General features: G+C 51.9%; 2 protein-coding genes. One reads left to right on the forward strand and one right to left on the reverse strand.

Annotation, left to right across the window (positions count from 1 at the left end):
- Nucleotides 1-138 precede the first annotated feature (138 nt).
- Nucleotides 139-468, reverse strand: coding sequence for a MazG nucleotide pyrophosphohydrolase domain-containing protein (locus VLA04_06325; protein HSI21269.1), 330 nt, complete (start codon nucleotides 466-468; stop codon nucleotides 139-141).
- Nucleotides 469-588: 120 nt separating this feature from the next.
- On the opposite strand from VLA04_06325, the gene VLA04_06330 reads away from it, so the two are divergent.
- Nucleotides 589-1,395 carry a histidine phosphatase family protein gene (locus VLA04_06330; GenBank protein HSI21270.1) on the forward strand — a complete coding sequence of 269 codons (807 nt, stop codon included), beginning with the start codon at nucleotides 589-591 and terminating at the stop codon, nucleotides 1,393-1,395.
- Nucleotides 1,396-1,600: the final 205 nt, after the last annotated feature.

A 1,600-nucleotide genomic window follows, 5' to 3' on the forward strand; every position in this document is an offset into this window, starting at 1 on the left:
GGTTGGACGTGAAAAGGACTAAACCTCTACTTTTAAGTTTCGCCATGGTGGCAGGAATATAGCAGCCGAACAGGTGTATTTCAAGGTTTTTGACCTGTCACAAATAGAATACCCACCTTGCGGTGGGTAGTGTGCGGCCTACTTCCAAACCCGTTTTTTATTAATGGCTTCCTTTTCCCTAAATGCCTGCTCAAGGTCAATATCAAAATAATTACAGAAGTAGAGCAGGTACATGAAAATGTCTGCCAGCTCCTCGTTCACGCCGCCCACGTGCGATGCCCGGTCAAAGCGCCTGCCTTCCGCTTTCCGTATGGCCTTTGCCAGTTCGCCTACTTCTTCGGTGAACTGCAAGAACTGCCCCATGATGTCGGTGCTGTCAAAACCTCGGTGGGCCATCATGTCCGCCACATACTTCTGGAAGTCTTGCGGTGATGGTTTTTGTGGGAGGTGGAGGGGGTCTTGCTTCATGTGGGCAGTATTTCAAAAGCTGAGGAACTTGGCTATTCGTGGGTACGGTAAGGCAGTATGAGTCGACCAGCTGTAACATCCCGGGTAGTATGAGCCTACATAGTGAAGAAAGGAGATTCTATGCCACTGCCAATCGATATGATCCTTGTCCGGCACGGAGAGAGTGAGGGAAATGTGGTGCACGGCAAGGATTACAGAGGTGAAGACAGGAGCGATGTCCCACGTGAGCATGGGGAACGCCATACTTCGGATTACCGCCTGACCGACAAGGGGATCATGCAGGCAAAGGCTGCTGGGGAGTGGATTAGGAAAAATATCCCCGGCCAGTTTGATAAATACGTAGTCTCTTCTTACGCCCGTGCCCGGGAAACAGCGGGTTACCTGGACTTGCCAGGTGCCGGCTGGGAGATAGACCCCTACCTGGCCGAGCGTAACAGTGGCGACTTAATGAGGATCTCTCGTGCGGAGATAGCGGTTAAGCACGAAGAAAACGCGGCCATCCGCGCGCTTAATGCGTTTTACTGGAACCCGCCAAACGGGGAGTCGCGGTTAGTGGCGGCTTTGCGCTGGGACAGGGTTATTAACTCCCTTGCGCAGCGTTACTCCGATGGCCGGGTAGTGATTGTGGCTCACGGCACCATTATTGAGACCGCCATGATGCGGCGACTGCACTGGACGGTGGAAGACTTCCTAGCCTGGAAGGAAGATAACGATCCTCGCCATGAAGTCCATAATTGCCAAGTGCTTCACTTTACGAGGAAGGATCCGAAAACGGGACAGATTAATCCCAGTGTCCGCTGGTGGAGAACGGTTTGTCCGTGGGACCTTTCAAAGGGTGAAGGGGAGTGGCAGGCGATTGAGAAGAACCTGCTTTCCAGTAAGGAGTTGCTACAGCAGGTAGAGAAGTTCCCAAGGTATATTGCGTAGGGTATGAAAACGTCGACCAGGGTAGGTCGACGTGAAAAAGTTGGTTGGGCCTAAAAGTAGTCTACGTCTCGTACGTGCACTTCGTGAATGCTTCCACAGGTTGTGCAGACGTAGATTTCCTTGAAGTAGTCGCACTTCATTTCCCCACCGGAAGAGGGAAGGTACTCGGTATAGGGTTTTGTGTACTTGTTTCTGCTATCGTAAC

The sequence above is a fragment of the Verrucomicrobiia bacterium genome (assembly GCA_035460805.1).
Classification (GTDB): Bacteria; Patescibacteriota; UBA1384; order CAILIB01; family CAILIB01; genus DATHWI01.